Raw genomic sequence first — 16,483 nt, 5'->3', positions numbered from 1 at the left:
GCGAGCGTCGCCGCATCGATTTCCGAGAAGGATGTCGCGACACGCGCGCGCGCTGCGACCGCGCCGCGTTCCGGCCGCTTACCTTCGAGTGAGAAATTGCATACCGGGCAATTCTTTAACGTTCATGTTGAACGTGAAGGTTGACGGCCCGGGTGCCGGAACAGGGTTCGGGACGAGACGGAGGCCGGCATGAGCCAGAACCAGAACTACCTCGCAGTCATCAAGGTGGTCGGCGTGGGCGGCGGCGGCGTGAACGCCGTCAACCGCATGATCGAGCTCGGCCTGCGCGGCGTCGAGTTCATCGCCGTGAACACCGACGCACAGGCTCTGCTCATGAGCGACGCCGACGTCAAGCTCGACGTCGGCCGCGAACTGACCCGCGGTCTCGGCGCCGGCGCCGACCCCGAGGTGGGCCGCCGGGCCGCCGAGGATCACGCCGACGAGATCGAGCAGGCCCTCGCCGGCGCCGACATGGTGTTCGTGACGGCCGGCGAAGGCGGCGGCACGGGCACCGGCGGTGCCCCCGTCGTCGCGAAGATCGCGAAATCGATCGGCGCGCTGACCATCGGCGTCGTGACCAAGCCCTTCTCGTTCGAGGGCCGTCGTCGCCAGAGCCAGGCCGAGGCGGGCGTCGGACGCCTCAAGGAAGAGGTCGACACCCTCATCGTGGTGCCCAACGACCGACTCCTCGAGATCAGCGACCGCGGCATCTCGATGATCGAGGCCTTCGCCACCGCCGACCAGGTGCTGCTCGCCGGTGTGCAGGGCATCACCGACCTCATCACCACCCCGGGCCTGATCAACCTCGACTTCGCCGACGTCAAGTCGGTCATGCAGGGCGCGGGATCCGCGCTCATGGGCATCGGCTCCGCACGCGGCGCCGACCGGGCGATCAAGGCGGCGGAGCTCGCCGTCGAGTCGCCCCTGCTCGAGGCATCGATCGAAGGCGCGCACGGAGTGCTGCTCTCGATCCAGGGCGGTTCGAACCTCGGCATCTTCGAGATCCACGATGCGGCGCAGCTCGTCAAGGAGGCCGCGCACCCCGAAGCCAACATCATCTTCGGAACCGTCATCGACGACACCCTCGGAGACGAAGTTCGCGTCACCGTCATCGCCGCCGGATTCGACGGCGGCGAGCCGTCGCCGCGCCTGGAGCCCGTGCTCGGCTCCGCGCGCGCCGCCGCTGCGCCCGCGCCGACGGCGGCCGTCGCAGCGGTCGACGACCCGCGCGACGACGACACCTCGTTCGCCGTGCCCGTGCACGCCGGTGTCTCCGACCCGGCGCCGTACGACTCGGCCTTCGGCGAGGACGACCTCGACATCCCGGACTTCCTCAAGTAGGTCCGTTCGCCGTTCTCCGGTGGGCGTGAGCCCGAGCCGCCCGCCGGAGAATCTCCACCCGGGAGCACACCGTGCCCGACACCCTCGCCCAGCGCCTCACCGTCGTCGACGAGCGCATCGCCGCCGCGGCGGTAGCCTCCGGCCGAGCGCCGCAGGAGATCACCCGCATCGTCGTCACGAAGTTCCACCCCGCCGACCTCGTGCGCGACCTGTTGGCGCTCGGCGTCACCGAGTTCGGCGAGAACCGTCAGCAGGAGCTCACCCTCAAAGCGGACGAGATCGGGGCCGCACGGGGCATCCGCTGGCATTTCATCGGCCAGGCGCAGACCAACAAGGCGCGCGCCGTGCGCGCGGCCGCGCAGGTCGTGCACTCCGTCGACCGGGACAGGCTCGCCGACGCGCTCGACGCGGCGGCGGAGGAGGGCGATCCCGCCCTCGACGTGCTGCTGCAGGTCAACCTCACGGACGACCCGGGGCGCGGCGGCGTCGCCCCCGCCGACCTCGAGCGTCTCGCCGAGCACGTGGGCGGATGCCCCACCCTCCGCCTGCGCGGACTCATGGCGGTCGCGCCTCTGGATGAGGCGCCGGCCGACGCGTTCGCGCGTGTCGCCCGGCTCTCCGAGCGCCTGCGGGCGATCGACCCCGACGCCCGGTGGATCTCCGCCGGAATGACGGGGGATTTCGAGGAGGCGATCGCCGCCGGCGCGACACACCTGCGGATCGGCTCGGCAATCACGGGTCCGCGGCCCGAGCGCGGTTAGCCTCGATCCAGACAGCAAACGGAGGATGCGATGTCGAACCCGCTGAAGAAGACCATGGTGTACCTGGGCCTCGCCGACGAGGAAGAGGTCTACGAGGAGGAGCCCACTCCTCGCGCGTCCCGCAAGGAGGAGCGTCATGTCGAGAAGGCGGCAGCACCCGTGACCCCGATCCACCGTCCGGCCATCGTACGACAGCCCGCTGCGGCATCCTTGAACGAGATCCTGACCGTGCACCCGAAGCAGTACCGCGACGCGCAGAACATCGCCGAGAGCTTCCGTGACGGTGTGCCGGTCATCATCAACCTGTCCCAGATGAGCGACGCCGACGCGCGCCGTCTGATCGACTTCGCCAGCGGGCTCGCGATGGGTCTGTTCGGACGCATCGAGCGCGTGACGAGCAAGGTGTTCCTGCTGTCCCCCGAGAACATCGCCGTCTCCGGCGACGGCGCGATCGCCCAGGCCGACCCCGAGTCGGTCCCGTTCGCGCCCTAATCGCCGTGGAGGTTGTCCGCCTCGTCGCATCCGTGGCGAACATCCTGCTGCTGGTGTTCGTCTTCGTCCTGTTCGCCCGGTTGATCCTCGATTACATCCCGATGTTCAACCGAGGTTGGCGGCCGCGGGGGGCGGGGCTCGTCGTCGCGGAGATCGTCTACACGGTCACCGATCCGCCCATCCGGATGTTCCGGCGCGTCATCCCTCCGTTGCGCATCGGACCCGTCGCGATCGACTTCGCGTTCACGATCACCCTGCTGCTCTGCTTCGTGCTGATGTCGGTGACGAGCTATCTCGCGTCGTCCTGAGTCCTTCCGCTCCCCCCGAAGCCCGGGGCTATGCTTTTCTGAAGCGGCCCGAGAAGCGGGCACATCCCTCCTACCGACCGCCGCCACCTGAAAGAGGAAGATCTCATGGCATTGACTCCGGATGACGTCGTCACCAAGCAGTTCCAGCACGTGCGTTTCAAGGAGGGCTTCGACCCTGACGAGGTGGATGACTTCCTCGACGAGATCGTCGTCGAGTGGCGTAAGGCGCTCACCGAGAACGACGAGCTGAAGGCCAAGATCGCCGAGCTCGAGGCCGGCGCTGCCGCCGCCCCCGCCGCTCCGGCCCCCGCGCCCGCCGTCGAGGAGGCGCCCGTTCCCGCTCCGGCCCCCGCGGCCGTCCCCGTCGAGGGCGCGGCGGCGACCGCCGGCATCCTGGAGCTCGCGCAGCGCCTGCACGACGAGCACGTCGCCGAGGGCAAGGCTCAGCGAGAGCAGCTCGTGGCCGAGGCGAAGGCCCAGGCCGCCGTCATCATCGGCGACGCCGAGGCGCGCGGTCGTGACGAGATCGCCCGCCTCGAGAAGGAGCGCGGCTCGCTCGAGTCCCGCATCAACGAGCTGCGCCAGTTCGAGCGCGACTACCGCTCGCAGCTGCGGAGCTACTTCGAGGGCAAGCTTCGCGACCTCGACTCGACCAGCAGCGGCTCCGACCAGACGCCCGTCTCGGCCATCGGTCAGTAAGGGCGTTCCTTGACGGTTCGACCCCCGCTTCGTGCGGCGGCGGCCGGTACCACCATCGCGATTCTCGCGATTCTGGTGCTGGCCGCCGACCAGTTTGCGAAGCACTTCGCGATTCTCACGCTCCCCCCGGAGCGCAACGTGCCGATCATCGGCGATCTGCTCGGGTTCTATCTGATCCGCAACTCGGGTGCGGCCTTCTCGCTCGGCGAGGGCGTGACCTGGGTGTTCACGATCGCCCTCATGCTGGTCGCCCTCGGCATCATCTGGCTCGCGCTGACCCGCGTGCGTTCGCGCGCATGGGCGGTCGTGCTGGGGCTCCTCCTCGGCGGTGTGCTCGGCAATCTGACCGATCGGGTGCTCCGCGCCCCCGGTTTCCCGGTGGGGCACGTCGTCGACTTCATCTCGACGCCGTGGCTCATGCCGGCGATCTACAACGTGGCGGACATCTTCATCACGACCATGATGATCGGCGTCGCCCTGCTCGTCCTCACGGGTCGTCGGTTCGACGGAACACGTGAGCCCCGTGCGGGTGCGGCATACGAGGACGATGACGCCCCGAACGGGATCGATGACTCGCCGGCCGGGGATGATGCGTCGGGCGCGGAGCCGACGGGCGCAGACGCATCCGACGAGGTCGAGACGGACGGGGAGGACGACGCCTCACGGCCTGCACCGCCCGCCGACGAGCCCGGCCCGACGCCGACGCGCGCCTGACGTGGACAGCCGCAGCCTCCCGGTTCCGGACGGCCTCGACGGCGCGCGGGCGGACGCCGCGCTCGCGAAGCTGCTCGGCTTCTCCCGCACGTTCGCGGCGGAGGTCATCGATGGCGGCACCGTGCTGGTCGACGGTGCGGTGATCGACAAGTCCGACCGGCTGCGCGCCGGCGCATGGCTGGATGTCGCGTGGGAGCCGAAGCGCGACCCCGAAGTGATCCCCGTGGCCGTGCCCGATCTCGGCATCGTTCACGACGACGATGACATCGTCGTGGTCGACAAGCCCGCGGGCGTGGCCGCCCATCCCTCGCTCGGCTGGGAAGGCCCGACCGTGCTGGGCGCCCTGGCCGCCGCGGGCTTCCGCATCGCGACGACCGGCGCACCCGAGCGCCAGGGCATCGTGCACCGTCTCGACGTCGGAACGAGCGGTCTCATGGTCGTCGCCAAGAGCGAACGCGCGTACACCGAGCTGAAGCACGCCTTCAAGGAGCGCGAGGTCGAGAAGATCTACCACGCCGTCGTGCAGGGGCATCCTGATCCGCTTGCGGGTACCATCGACGCGCCCATCGGGCGGCACGCTTCGCACTCCTGGAAGTTCGCCGTCACGCCCGCCGGCAAGGACTCCGTGACGCATTACGAGACGATCGAGGCGTTTCCCGCGGCATCCCTGCTGGAGATCCACCTCGAGACGGGCCGGACCCACCAGATCCGCGTGCACATGGCCGCTCACCGGCATCCGTGCGTGGGTGACCCGTTGTACGGCGGCGACCCGACCCTCTCGGCGAGGCTGGGGCTCACGCGGCAGTGGCTGCACGCGCATCGGCTCGCGTTCACGCACCCGGTCTCGCGGGAATGGGTCTCGTTCGAGAGCCCCTACGCGCCCGACCTCGCGCACGCCCTGGCCGTCCTGCGCGGCGACTGACGAGCGCGCGCTGACGTCGATGTCGGATGCCGCGGCCACACTGGGCGCATGGTGATCGAGGTACGCGCGGCGACGGATGCCGCAGCGGTGCTCACGCTCGTCGGCGCGAAGAGTCCGACGGCCCGGGTGTGCACCTGCCTCAGCTACCGGCTGCCGTCGCGCGAGAGACGCGAGCTCGATGCTGCCGGCGCGGCCGCTGTCATCCGCTCGTGGTGCGCGGCCGAGCCGGCGCCGGGGGTCGTCGCGTGGGACGGCGACGAGCCGGTCGGCTGGGCCGCAGTGCACCCGCGGCGTGAGACCACGTTCGCGCGTTCGCGCGTCATCCCGCACCTCGACGATCTGGATGTGTGGTCGGTCTGGTGCTTCCGGGTGCGACCCGGCCACAAGCGGCGCGGGATCATGCACCACCTGCTCGACGGAGCGGTGCGTTTCGCCGCAGACAGCGGGGCTCCGGCGATCGAGGGGTACCCACTCGACAACGGCGGCGCGCGCATCGAGCAGACCATGGCCTATGTCGGCACGCTGGCCCTCTTCGAGCAGCACGGCTTCACCCGCGCGGCAGAGACCGCGTCGGTGCTCGACGGGCATCCCCGGGTGATCGCACGGCGCGTGCTCGCGTGAGCGCGACGGTCAGCGACCGCCCTCGAAGCGCGCCTCGGCCTCAGGGGCGAGGGCGGCGGTGATCCGTCGCCGCATCTCGGGACCGATCTCGGCGGGCAGCGGATCGGCCGGGTACCACGCGATATCCGTCATCTCGCCGTCGGCGGGGAACGGGTCGCCCGAGATCCAGCGGCACCGGAACGTGAGGTCGAGGTAGTCGCTCTGGTCGCCGTTCTCGTAGGTCACACGCGGGATCTGGTGCACGGACGCGAGTCGCTCGGCGACGATCACGACGCCGGCCTCCTCCGCGGCCTCGCGCACCGCTGCATCGGCGGGTTCCTCGCCCGGGTCGACGATGCCCGTGACGGGAGTCAGTGCGCCGTTGTCGCTGCGCCTGCCGAGCAGGAGCATCCCCTCGTGCTCGACGACGGCGGTCACGCCGACGAGCGGCAGGGGGCGGGTGCCGACGAAGCGGCGCAGCTCGAGCACGAAGTCGGGGGTGGGCACAGGCCCACGATAGGGGAGCGGCACGAGGGTCGCCGACGCCGTGTCCGAGGGTCGACCTAGACTCGACGCGTGGCAGCCGATTCCTTCGTTCACCTGCACGTTCACAGCGAGTACTCGATGCTCGACGGTGCGGCCCGCATCGGGCCGATGGTGCAGGAGGCGGTCCGCCTCGGCATGCCCGCGCTCGCGGTCACCGACCACGGCAACACCTTCGCCGCGTACGAGTTCTACAAGACCGCGAAGGATGCCGGCATCACCCCGATCATCGGTATCGAGGCCTACGTCACCCCGGGCACCCACCGCACCGACAAGTCCCGGGTGCGCTGGGGCACGCCCGAACAGAACGACGACGACGTGTCGGGTTCGGGCGCATACACCCACATGACGCTGCTCTCCGAGACGACCGAGGGCATGCACAACCTCTTCCGGCTCTCGTCCCGGTCGAGCATGGAGGGCTACTACTTCAAGCCGCGCATGGATCGCGAGCTGCTGCAGACCTACGGCAAGGGGCTCATCGCGACCACGGGCTGCCCGTCCGGCGAGGTGCAGACGCGTCTGCGTCTCGGACAGTACGAGGCGGCGCGCGCCGCGGCTGCCGAGTTCCAGGACATCTTCGGCAAGGAGAACTACTTCGCCGAGATCATGGATCACGGACTCTCCATCGAGCGGCGGGTGATGACCGATCTGCTCAAGATCGCGAAAGACCTCGACATCCCTCTCGTCGCGACGAACGACCTGCACTACACGCACCAGCACGACGCGTCGAGCCACGCGGCGCTCCTGTGCGTGCAGTCCGGCTCGACCCTCGACGACCCGAAACGCTTCAAGTTCGACGGCGACGGCTATTACGTGAAGTCGCCCGCCGAGATGCGGCAGATCTTCCGCGACCACGAGGTCGCGTGCGACAACACGCTGCTGATCGCCGAGCGATGCGACGTGGAGTTCAACACCGCGGCGAACTACATGCCGCGCTTCCCGGTGCCCGCGGGTGAGACCGAGGAGAGCTGGTTCGTCAAGGAGGTCGAGAAGGGTCTCGACTTCCGCTACCCCGACGGCATCCCCGCCGAGGTGCGCGCCCAGGCCGAGTACGAGACCGGCGTGATCGTGCAGATGGGCTTCCCCGGCTACTTCCTCGTCGTCGCCGACTTCATCAACTGGGCGAAGGACAACGGCATCCGGGTGGGTCCGGGCCGCGGGTCCGGCGCGGGCTCCATGGCCGCCTATGCGATGCGCATCACCGACCTCGACCCGCTGCAGCACGGTCTGATCTTCGAGCGGTTCCTCAACCCCGACCGTGTCTCCATGCCCGACTTCGACGTCGACTTCGACGACCGTCGTCGCGCCGAGGTCATCCAGTACGTCACCGAGAAGTACGGCAGCGAGCGCGTCGCCCAGATCGTGACCTACGGCACGATCAAGGCGAAGCAGGCGCTCAAAGACGCCGGCCGGGTGCTGGGCTTCCCGTTCAGCATGGGGGAGAAGCTCACGAAGGCGATGCCGCCCGCGGTCATGGGCAAAGACATGCCGCTCGACGGCATGTTCAACAAGGAGCATCCGCGCTTCAAAGAGGCGAGCGAGTTCCGTGCGCTGATCGACACCGACACGGAAGCCAAGACGGTCTTCGACACGGCCGTCGGGCTCGAGAACCTGAAGCGTCAGTGGGGCGTGCACGCGGCGGGCGTCATCATGTCGTCCGAGCCCCTGATCGACATCATCCCGATCATGCGGCGCGAGCAGGACGGCCAGATCGTCACGCAGTTCGACTACCCCGCGTGCGAGTCCCTCGGGCTCATCAAGATGGACTTCCTGGGGCTGCGCAACCTCACGATCATCAACGACGCCCTCGACAACATCGCCGCCAACCGCGGCGTGCCGCTGGTTCTCGAAGAGCTCGGCCTCGACGACCCGGAGTCGTACGAGCTGCTCGCGCGCGGCGACACGCTCGGCGTGTTCCAGCTCGACGGCGGGCCGATGCGGTCGCTGCTGCGCCTCATGAAGCCCGACAACTTCGAAGACATCTCGGCCGTCATCGCGCTGTACCGGCCCGGACCGATGGGCGCGAACTCGCACACGAACTACGCGCTTCGCAAGAACGGTCTGCAGGAGATCACGCCGATCCATCGCGAGTTCGAGGAGTCGCTCGCCGAGATCCTGAGCACGTCTTACGGCCTGATCATCTATCAGGAGCAGGTCATGGCCATCGCGCAGAAGGTGGCCGGCTTCAGCCTCGGACAGGCCGACATCCTGCGCCGCGCGATGGGCAAGAAGAAGAAATCCGAGCTCGACAAGCAGTTCGAGGGCTTCCAGGCGGGCATGCACGCCAACGGCTATTCGGATGACGCGGTGCAGAAGCTCTGGGAGATCCTGCTCCCGTTCTCGGACTACGCGTTCAACAAGGCGCACTCGGCCGCCTACGGGCTCGTGTCCTACTGGACCGCGTACCTCAAGGCGCACTATCCGGCCGAGTACATGGCCGCCCTGCTCACGAGCGTCGGCGACTCGAAGGACAAGATGGCGCTCTACCTCAACGAGTGCCGTCGCATGGGAATCCGCGTGCTCCCGCCCGACGTCGGACAGTCGATCAACTACTTCGCGGCCGTCGGGGAGGACATCCGCTTCGGCCTCGGCGCGGTGCGCAACGTCGGCTCCAACGTCGTCGACGCGATCGTCCACGCCCGCCGCGACGTCGGCTTCACCTCGTTCCACGACTTCCTCGACAAGGTGCCTGTCCACGCGGCGAACAAGCGCACCGTCGAGTCGCTCATCAAGGCCGGCGCCTTCGACTCGATGGGCAATACCCGTCGCGCGCTGCTGGAGATCCACGAGGACGCTGTCGAGGCGGCCGTCGACATCAAGCGCAAGGAGGCCACGGGCGCCGTGGGCTTCGACTTCGACAGCCTCTACGACGAGGCCGAGGAGGCACTGCCCGCCAAGGTGCCCGAGCGCCCGGAGTGGACGAAGAAGGACAAGCTGGCCTTCGAGCGCGAGATGCTCGGACTGTACGTGTCCGACCACCCGCTCGCGGGCCTGGAGATCCCGCTCGCCAAGCACGCATCTATCGGCATCCACGATCTGCTCGCGTCCGAGGACATCGACGACGGCGCGCAGGTCACCGTGGCGGGTCTGGTGACGAGCGTGCAGCACCGCGTCGCGAAAGCCAGCGGCAACCCGTACGGCATGATCACCGTCGAGGACTTCAACGGCGAGGTCACGGTCATGTTCATGGGCAAGACCTACACCGAGTTCCAGAGCATGCTCCAAGCCGACGCGATCCTCGTGGTGCGGGGGCGCGTGTCACGGCGCGACGACGGGCTCAACCTTCACGCGCAGAGCGCGTTCCAGCCTGACCTCGGCGCCGTCGAGGCATCCGGCCCGCTCGTGCTCGTGCTGAACGAGCAGCGCGCGGGGGAGCGAGTGATCGGCGAGCTCGCCCAGACCCTGCGCCGTCACCCCGGAGACACCGAGGTGGTACTGAAACTGCACCGCGCCGGCACTGCGAAGGTGTTCGAGGTGCCGCATCCGGTCACTGTCACCGCCGACCTGTACGGCGAGCTCAAGGGCCTGCTCGGACCGGGTTGCCTCGGGTGACCCTCGCCCGGTCCACGAGAAGACCGCGCGGATAGGATCGATCCGCCCGCACATCGAGGAGGTCCCGTGACCGACGCCGCCCCCACCGCGCCCGCAGACCGGCCCGACCCCAGCTCGCCCACGCGAGAGCCCGCGCCTACCGCGGTCGCAACGACCTTACCCGCACCGGTCGAGACGGGGGCAGCCGCACCGGATCGCTCGGAGTCGCTCGTCCCGGTCGCGTCGCCGATCGGTGTCGGGCCGTTCTCGGTGCGCGAGGTCGTGCTCGGGGGTGTCTGGTTCCTCGCGTTCGTGATCTCCTTCCTGCCCTATCTTCCGCCGCTGCCCTACCCGATCTGGGCGGTGGGCCTGGACTGGGTGCTGACCATCGCCGTTCCCACCGTGGCGGTCGGCCTCCTCGCGCTGCGGCGGCTCTCGCCGGGTGCGATCCGACGCGTCGGCTCGCTCGGCCTCGACCAGTTCGCCTCCGTGGCGTTCTCGATCTCGCTCGTCGCCTGGCTCGCCCAGCTCTGGAACGCCGCCGCTGTGGTGCGCACGTACGGCGGCGCACCATTTGCCCCCGTGATCTGGATCGAGATCGTGCTCGCCCTCGCGGGTGTCGCGCTGACAGTCGCGGCACCGCTGATCCCGTTCGCCAGGGACGATTTCCGGGGACGCGAGCGTGCCGACGCCCATCCGGCGGCCGCCCCCGTCCGGCCCGTCGCACCGCGCCCCGCACGGGTGGCGGTCGTCGCCCGGTCGGTCGCGACAGGCGAGACCGCCGCGCCGGTCGTCGCCTCACCCACCGTCGCGCCGGCCGTGGGTGTGGCCGCCCCCGAGCCGACGCCGAATGCCGTGCGCACGGGCCAGCCCTTCTGGGCGCTGCTCCCCGACGAGCGCACGGTGGTCGATGCCGAGGGTGCGCCCGTGTTCACCGTCGGTCCGGCCGCATGGGCGCTCGTGATCGAGGACCGCGACGGTGTCTTCGTCGTCCGACATGACGACGGCCGAGTCGGCTTCCTCCACGAGTCGGCGGGGGCTGTCCGCGGCTGATCCGCTCGTGCGACGGCGCGCCGGATAAGCTGGAGGGATGCTCCGCACCATCGACCTGCGCGGCCGGCACCTCGGCACCGCCGACCTGCTCGCCGCCGTGCCCCGCGCCACGGCCGCCCGCGCCGAGGCCCTCGCCGCGGCATCCGCTCTCGTCGAGGACGTCGCACACCGCGGTGAAGACGCGCTGCGGGAGCAGGCCGACCGGTTCGACGGGGTCACCGACCACGCGATCAGGGTTCCCGCCCACCACCTCACCGAGGCGCTCGATGGTCTCGAGACGCCCGTGCGATCGGCGCTGGAGATCGCGATCGCCCGTGTCCGCCGGGCATCGGCGGCTCAGATTCCCGCATCCTCGGCGGTCGAGCTGGGTGACGGTGCCGTGGTCGCCCAGCGCTGGCAGCCGGTCCGTCGCGTGGGTGTGTACGTTCCGGGCGGCAAAGCGGTCTACCCGTCGAGCGTCGTGATGAACGTCGTTCCCGCTCAGGTCGCCGGCGTCGGCGTCGTCGCGCTCGCCTCGCCCCCGCAGCGGGAGCACGGCGGGCGGGTGCACCCGGTCGTCCTGGCGGCCGCAGCTCTCCTCGGCGTCGACGAGGTCTATGCCATGGGCGGTGCCGGCGCGATCGGCGCCTTCGCGCACGGTGTCGCGACGCTCGACCTCGACCCGGTCGATGTGGTCACCGGGCCGGGCAACAACTTCGTCGCCGCCGCCAAGCGCGCGGTCGCCGGTCTTGTCGGTACCGATGCCGAGGCCGGCGCGACCGAGATCCTCATCGTCGCCGATGGCGACGCCGACGCCGACCTGGTGGCGGCCGACCTCGTCAGTCAGGCCGAGCACGATGAGCAGGCGTCCGCGGTGCTCGTCACCGACAGCGAGCCGCTCGCCGATGCCGTGCGCGACGCCGTTGAGCGTCGCGTCTCGGTCACGAAGCACGGCGATCGCGCCCGGGCAGCGCTGAACGGCGATCAGTCGGCGATCGTGCTGACCGACGGTCTCGAGCAGTCCACCGCGTTCAGCAACGCCTACGCGCCCGAACACCTCGAGCTGCACCTGGTCGCGCCGGATCCCACCGACTTCGTCAACGCGGGAGCGATATTCGTCGGCCCGTACTCACCGGTGAGCTTGGGTGACTACCTCGCCGGCTCGAACCATGTGCTTCCGACCGGGGGGCAGGCCCGCTACGCCGCCGGCCTGTCGGCGGCGACGTTCCTGCGCCCGCAGCAGGTCATCACCTACGATCGCGACGCGCTCGAGCAGGTGCGCTGGGGGATCGTCACCCTCGCCGATGCGGAGGATCTCCCCGCGCACGGCGAGGCCGTCGAGGCCCGCTTCGAGGCGTAGTCTGTCGCTGCCATGCACTGCCCGTTCTGCCGCCATCCCGACTCCCGGGTGATCGACTCGCGCACCAGCGACGACGGTCTCAGCATCCGTCGTCGCCGCCAGTGCCCGCAGTGCGGCGGTCGGTTCTCCACGATCGAGACGGCGAGCCTCAACGTCATCAAGCGATCCGGTGTCGTCGAGCCGTTCAGTCGCGAGAAAGTCATGTCGGGCGTGCGCAAGGCGTGCCAGGGGCGACCGGTCACCGAGGGCGACCTCGCGTTGCTGGCCCAGGCCGTCGAAGAGGCGGTGCGTCAGACGGGCGCCTCTCAGGTCGACACGAACGAGATCGGCCTCGCGATCCTCGGCCCGCTGCGCGAGCTCGACGAGGTCGCGTACCTGCGGTTCGCGAGCGTCTACCAGGCCTTCGAGTCGCTCGAGGACTTCGAGTCGTCTATCGCCGCGCTGCGCGCGGACCACGCGTCGCGCCCCGCGCCCCGCGCCGACTGACGGGGTCGCCGGCGGAGCGGCGCGCCCACCGCCGCCCGGTAGCCTGGAGGCGATGTACGCCTTCCTCTTCCGGCATCTGCTCACCCGCATGGACCCGGAGTCCGCCCACCACGCGGCGATGCTCGTGATCCGGGCCCTCGCGGTGCCGCCGCTGTCGTGGATCGCCCGCGCAGTCACCGCTCCGGTGCCCGAGCACGCGCGCGAGGTGCTGGGCCTCCGGTTCGATTCCCCGTTCGGCGTCGCGGCGGGCTTCGACAAGAACGGCACCGCCGCGCTCGGCCTGTTCGCCCTCGGGTTCGGGCATGTCGAGGTCGGCACCGCGACGGCCGTGCCGCAGCCCGGCAATCCGCGACCGCGCCTGTTCCGGCTCGTTGCCGACCGCGCGGTGATCAACCGCATGGGCTTCAACAATGACGGCGCTGCCGCCCTGGCGCGACGGCTGGAGAAGACCCGTCGCCGTCGCCGTCGCCCCGTGATCGGCGTCAACATCGGCAAGAGTCGCGTGGTCGCCGTCGAGGACGCCATCGGCGACTACGTCCGGAGCGCGACGCTGCTCGCCCCGCTCGCCGACTATCTCGTCGTCAACGTCTCGTCGCCGAACACGCCCGGGCTTCGCGGGCTGCAGGCGATCGACACGCTGCGCCCGCTGCTCGAGGCGGTTCGGGATGCCGCGGGCGCGGCGCCCGTGCTCGTCAAGATCGCGCCCGATCTCAGCGACGAGGACGCCCTCGGTATCGCCCGGCTCGCCGTCGACCTCGGACTGGCCGGCATCATCGCCACGAACACGACGATCTCCCGCGAGGGCCTGCGCACCGACCCGGCGATCGTCGCCGCGGCAGGAGACGGCGGGTTGTCCGGTGCCCCGATCGCCGAGCGCTCGCTCGCGCTCCTGCGCGTGATCCGCGGCGCCGTGCCGGCGTCGTTCGCCGTGATCTCCGTGGGCGGGGTGGAAACGGCGGACGACGTGCAGGCGCGTCTCGACGCCGGGGCCGACCTCGTCCAGGGGTACACGGCGTTCCTCTACCGCGGCCCGCTCTGGGCGCGGCAGATCAACCGCGCGCTGCCGCGGGCCGCGGCATCCGTCTGACGGGTCGTTCCGTCGCAGGAAGGATGCCGCGGGTGCGCGCGCTCAGGAGGGGTACTGACCGCGCTTGACCTGGGCCTTGGGCAGGCGCATGAAGCGCATCTGGATCGAGCGCATCGCTCCATACCAGCCGAGGCCCTTCTCGATGCGGTCGGCGCCGAACTTCCGGCGGGCCGCTCGCTTGATACGCGCGGAGAGCACGACCATGTCGATGACGGCGAGGGCGACGAACGCCCACAGCGCGATGTAGGAGAAGAACTGCACGGTGGAGTTGTTGACGACCATCGCCAGCAGCACGAGCACCATCGCGGGAAGGATGAGCTCGCCGAGGTGCCATCCGGCGTCGACGTAGTCACGCACGAACCGACGCTGCGGGCCCTTGTCACGCACCGGCAGGTAGCGCTCCTCGCCGGCCGCCATGCCGACCCGCGCCTTCTCGCGCTGCACGGAGAGCTCCGCGCGGGCGCGGGCCTTCGCCTCCTTGGTGTCCGGCACGAGAGGGCGCTTGCGCGCGGCCTCCTGCTCGGCACGGGAGGGGGTCGGACGGCCCTTTCCGCTGACGGTGTCGTCGGAGTCCGCAGGGGCGTCCTTGGGTGCGGGGGCGGCGGGAGTCTTGGCCACGGTGATTCCTCGGGGTCGAACTGGGGTGTGCTTAAGATTACCCGCATGACCTCCGAGACCGCCCGACGTGATGCCCTCCGCGAATCGGTGGAAGGAGGCATCCCGGCAGCCCTCGCCGATCTCGGCGATCTGGTGCGCATCCCCTCGATCGCCTGGCCCGCGTTCGATCAGTCGCAGGTGCAGCGATCAGCGGACGCCGTGGCAGCCCTCGCGACCGGGACGGGGGTCTTCGACGACGTGCGCGTGGTGCGCGCAGCGATCCCCGGATCCGACGAGCTGGGCCAGCCGGCGGTGCTGGCCACGCGTGCCGCTCGCAACGGCCGACCGACGGTCCTGATGTACGCCCACCACGATGTGCAGCCGACCGGCGATGAGGCGCTCTGGGAGACGCCGCCGTTCGAACCCACGCTTCGAGACGGCCGTCTCTACGGACGGGGAGCCGCCGACGACAAGGCCGGTGTTCTCGTGCACATCGCCGCCGTCCGTGCACTGGCCGAGACGTTCGGCGACGACCTCGACCTCGGCCTCGCGCTGTTCGTCGAGGGCGAGGAGGAGTACGGCTCCCGCTCGTTCGCGCAGTTCCTGTCCGACAACAGGGAGGCGCTGGCCGCCGATGTGATCATCGTGGCCGATTCCGGGAACTGGGATCTCGCGACACCGGGGCTCACGGTCTCGTTGCGGGGCAACGCCCGCTTCACCCTCACCGTGCGCACACTCGACCACGCCTCGCACTCGGGGATGTTCGGGGGCGCGGTGCCGGACGCGACGATGGCCGCCGTCAAGCTCCTCGCGACGCTCTGGGACGATACCGGCGCGGTCGCGGTGCACGGCCTGTTCGAGCGCCACTCCGACACGCCCGAATACACCGAGGCGACGCTTCGCGATGAAGCCGGTCTCCCGGCGGGGGTGCAGCCGGTCGGTACGGGCACGATCCTCAGTCGGATCTGGAACAAACCGTCGATCACCATCACGGGTATCGATGCGACATCCGTCGCGGCCGCCTCGAACACGCTCGCGCCGGAGATCTCGGTCGTCATCAGCGCACGGGTGGCTCCCGGCCAGGGCGCCCGCGAGGCCTACGAGGCGATCGAGGCCCATCTGCGCGCGCACGCGCCCTTCGGAGCAGAGCTCACCTTCGCCGACGTCGACTGCGGAAACGCGTTCCTGGTGGACACGTCCGGCTGGGCGGTCGTCGACGCGCGCGAGGCCTTGGCCGAAGGATACGGCGTCGAGCCGGTCGACATCGGCGTCGGCGGATCGATCCCCTTCATCGCGGACCTGGTCGAGACCTTCCCCGGCGCGCAGATCCTCGTGACAGGTGTCGAGGATCCCCACACCCGCGCCCACAGTCCCAACGAATCCCTGCACGTCGACACGTTCCGGCGCGCGGCGATCTCCGAGGCGCTGCTGCTGGCGAAGGTCGCGACGCGTACGAAGTGACGATTCCGCCCCGGATGCGGGCGGCCCGTCGTAGACTCGGACCAACAGCCCCCCGGGACCCTGTCGAGGAGAAGCCATGACCGATCTCGCAACGCCGACCGAAACGTCCGCCCAGGCGCACGGTGTCGTGCTCACCGACGCCGCCGCCGGCAAGGTGAAGAGCCTTCTCGACCAGGAGGGTCGCGACGACCTCCGCCTGCGGGTCGCCGTGCAGCCCGGTGGCTGCTCGGGCCTGATCTACCAGCTCTACTTCGATGAGCGCTATCTCGACGGCGACCAGACGGTCGACTTCGACGGCGTCGAGGTCATCGTCGACGACATGTCGGTGCCCTACCTCGACGGCGCGACCATCGACTTCAAGGACACCATCTCGGAGCAGGGTTTCACGATCGACAACCCCAACGCGTCCGGCTCGTGCGCATGCGGAGACAGCTTCCACTGAGCCCCCTCATAGAAACGGCGCGGCCCCTCGTCACAGACGAGCGAGGCCGCGCCGTTTCGTGTTGAGCGCTGGGCGCGTGGCCTGAATCCGGTGAGAGGTTGCCTTAG

Annotated in this window: 17 protein-coding genes; 15 read left to right on the top strand and 2 right to left on the bottom strand. The window is 69.8% G+C overall.

Features of this window, described 5'->3' with window-relative positions:
* Nucleotides 1-189 precede the first annotated feature (189 nt).
* From ftsZ to FFS51_RS08980, 8 genes are all read left to right on the top strand, one after another.
* Complete coding sequence (ftsZ, locus tag FFS51_RS09015; protein ID WP_045247234.1) at nt 190-1,341, top strand: cell division protein FtsZ; 1,152 nt, start codon at nt 190-192, stop codon at nt 1,339-1,341.
* A gap of 71 nt (nt 1,342-1,412) precedes the next feature.
* Nucleotides 1,413-2,102: a YggS family pyridoxal phosphate-dependent enzyme gene (locus FFS51_RS09010; protein ID WP_056209952.1), complete on the top strand. Its 690-nt coding sequence runs from the start codon at nt 1,413-1,415 to the stop codon at nt 2,100-2,102.
* A gap of 30 nt (nt 2,103-2,132) precedes the next feature.
* Nucleotides 2,133-2,594 carry a cell division protein SepF gene (locus FFS51_RS09005; protein WP_056209950.1) on the top strand — a complete coding sequence of 154 codons (462 nt, stop codon included), beginning with the start codon at nt 2,133-2,135 and terminating at the stop codon, nt 2,592-2,594.
* Between the two features lie 5 nt (nt 2,595-2,599).
* Nucleotides 2,600-2,902 carry a YggT family protein gene (locus tag FFS51_RS09000; protein WP_045247237.1) on the top strand — a complete coding sequence of 101 codons (303 nt, stop codon included), beginning with the start codon at nt 2,600-2,602 and terminating at the stop codon, nt 2,900-2,902.
* A gap of 105 nt (nt 2,903-3,007) precedes the next feature.
* Entirely contained in the window at nt 3,008-3,601 is a 594-nt protein-coding gene (locus tag FFS51_RS08995; protein ID WP_056209948.1) for a DivIVA domain-containing protein, read from the top strand.
* Nucleotides 3,602-3,610: 9 nt separating this feature from the next.
* Nucleotides 3,611-4,315, top strand: a complete 705-nt coding sequence (locus tag FFS51_RS08990) for a signal peptidase II (RefSeq protein WP_137878137.1) — start codon at nt 3,611-3,613, stop codon at nt 4,313-4,315.
* Between the two features lies 1 nt (nt 4,316).
* Nucleotides 4,317-5,237: an RluA family pseudouridine synthase gene (locus FFS51_RS08985; RefSeq protein ID WP_056209946.1), complete on the top strand. Its 921-nt coding sequence runs from the start codon at nt 4,317-4,319 to the stop codon at nt 5,235-5,237.
* Nucleotides 5,238-5,285: 48 nt separating this feature from the next.
* Nucleotides 5,286-5,858, top strand: a complete 573-nt coding sequence (locus FFS51_RS08980; protein WP_056209945.1) for a GNAT family N-acetyltransferase — start codon at nt 5,286-5,288, stop codon at nt 5,856-5,858.
* A 9-nt stretch (nt 5,859-5,867) separates the two neighbouring features.
* Here FFS51_RS08980 and FFS51_RS08975 read toward each other — a convergent pair whose 3' ends face one another.
* Nucleotides 5,868-6,344: an NUDIX hydrolase gene (locus FFS51_RS08975; protein ID WP_056520058.1), complete on the bottom strand. Its 477-nt coding sequence runs from the start codon at nt 6,342-6,344 to the stop codon at nt 5,868-5,870.
* Nucleotides 6,345-6,413: 69 nt separating this feature from the next.
* Between FFS51_RS08975 and dnaE the strand changes: the two genes are divergently transcribed.
* The 5 genes from dnaE (at nt 6,414) to FFS51_RS08950 (ending at nt 13,876) form a co-directional block, all read left to right on the top strand.
* The gene (gene dnaE, locus FFS51_RS08970) at nt 6,414-9,932 is read left to right on the top strand and encodes a DNA polymerase III subunit alpha (protein ID WP_082486430.1); all 3,519 of its coding nucleotides are present in this window, start codon (nt 6,414-6,416) and stop codon (nt 9,930-9,932) included.
* 66 nt (nt 9,933-9,998) lie between these two features.
* A complete protein-coding gene (locus FFS51_RS08965; RefSeq protein WP_056520055.1) occupies nt 9,999-10,964 on the top strand; it encodes a hypothetical protein in 966 nt (321 codons plus the stop codon).
* Between the two features lie 37 nt (nt 10,965-11,001).
* The gene (hisD, locus tag FFS51_RS08960; RefSeq protein ID WP_045247243.1) at nt 11,002-12,303 is read left to right on the top strand and encodes a histidinol dehydrogenase; all 1,302 of its coding nucleotides are present in this window, start codon (nt 11,002-11,004) and stop codon (nt 12,301-12,303) included.
* Between the two features lie 12 nt (nt 12,304-12,315).
* Nucleotides 12,316-12,789: a transcriptional regulator NrdR gene (gene nrdR / locus FFS51_RS08955; protein WP_045247244.1), complete on the top strand. Its 474-nt coding sequence runs from the start codon at nt 12,316-12,318 to the stop codon at nt 12,787-12,789.
* Between the two features lie 52 nt (nt 12,790-12,841).
* Nucleotides 12,842-13,876, top strand: coding sequence for a quinone-dependent dihydroorotate dehydrogenase (locus tag FFS51_RS08950; protein WP_056209941.1), 1,035 nt, complete (start codon nt 12,842-12,844; stop codon nt 13,874-13,876).
* A gap of 42 nt (nt 13,877-13,918) precedes the next feature.
* Here the strand turns inward: FFS51_RS08950 and FFS51_RS08945 are convergent, their stop codons facing one another.
* Nucleotides 13,919-14,494: a DUF3043 domain-containing protein gene (locus tag FFS51_RS08945; protein WP_056209939.1), complete on the bottom strand. Its 576-nt coding sequence runs from the start codon at nt 14,492-14,494 to the stop codon at nt 13,919-13,921.
* A gap of 45 nt (nt 14,495-14,539) precedes the next feature.
* Between FFS51_RS08945 and FFS51_RS08940 the strand changes: the two genes are divergently transcribed.
* On the top strand, nt 14,540-15,934 hold the full coding sequence (locus FFS51_RS08940) for a dipeptidase (RefSeq protein ID WP_137878136.1): 1,395 nt from the start codon (nt 14,540-14,542) through the stop codon (nt 15,932-15,934).
* A gap of 76 nt (nt 15,935-16,010) precedes the next feature.
* Entirely contained in the window at nt 16,011-16,376 is a 366-nt protein-coding gene (erpA, locus tag FFS51_RS08935) for an iron-sulfur cluster insertion protein ErpA (protein WP_056209937.1), read from the top strand.
* The last annotated feature ends 107 nt before the right edge of the window (nt 16,377-16,483 follow it).

The sequence above is a fragment of the Microbacterium sp. 4NA327F11 genome, assembly GCF_005503465.1.
Taxonomy (GTDB): domain Bacteria; phylum Actinomycetota; class Actinomycetes; order Actinomycetales; family Microbacteriaceae; genus Microbacterium; species Microbacterium ginsengisoli.
This window is presented reverse-complemented; position numbering and strand designations above follow the sequence as displayed.

Bases quoted from the DNA above. Each gene is read 5' to 3' on its own strand.
- ftsZ (WP_045247234.1), top strand. From the start codon at position 190: ATGAGCCAGAACCAGAACTACCTCGCAGTCATCAAGGTGGTCGGCGTG.
- FFS51_RS09005 (WP_056209950.1), top strand. From the start codon at position 2,133: ATGTCGAACCCGCTGAAGAAGACCATGGTGTACCTGGGCCTCGCCGAC.
- FFS51_RS08995 (WP_056209948.1), top strand. From the start codon at position 3,008: ATGGCATTGACTCCGGATGACGTCGTCACCAAGCAGTTCCAGCACGTG.
- FFS51_RS08980 (WP_056209945.1), top strand. From the start codon at position 5,286: ATGGTGATCGAGGTACGCGCGGCGACGGATGCCGCAGCGGTGCTCACG.
- hisD (WP_045247243.1), top strand. From the start codon at position 11,002: ATGCTCCGCACCATCGACCTGCGCGGCCGGCACCTCGGCACCGCCGAC.
- nrdR (WP_045247244.1), top strand. From the start codon at position 12,316: ATGCACTGCCCGTTCTGCCGCCATCCCGACTCCCGGGTGATCGACTCG.
- FFS51_RS08950 (WP_056209941.1), top strand. From the start codon at position 12,842: ATGTACGCCTTCCTCTTCCGGCATCTGCTCACCCGCATGGACCCGGAG.
- FFS51_RS08940 (WP_137878136.1), top strand. From the start codon at position 14,540: ATGACCTCCGAGACCGCCCGACGTGATGCCCTCCGCGAATCGGTGGAA.
- erpA (WP_056209937.1), top strand. From the start codon at position 16,011: ATGACCGATCTCGCAACGCCGACCGAAACGTCCGCCCAGGCGCACGGT.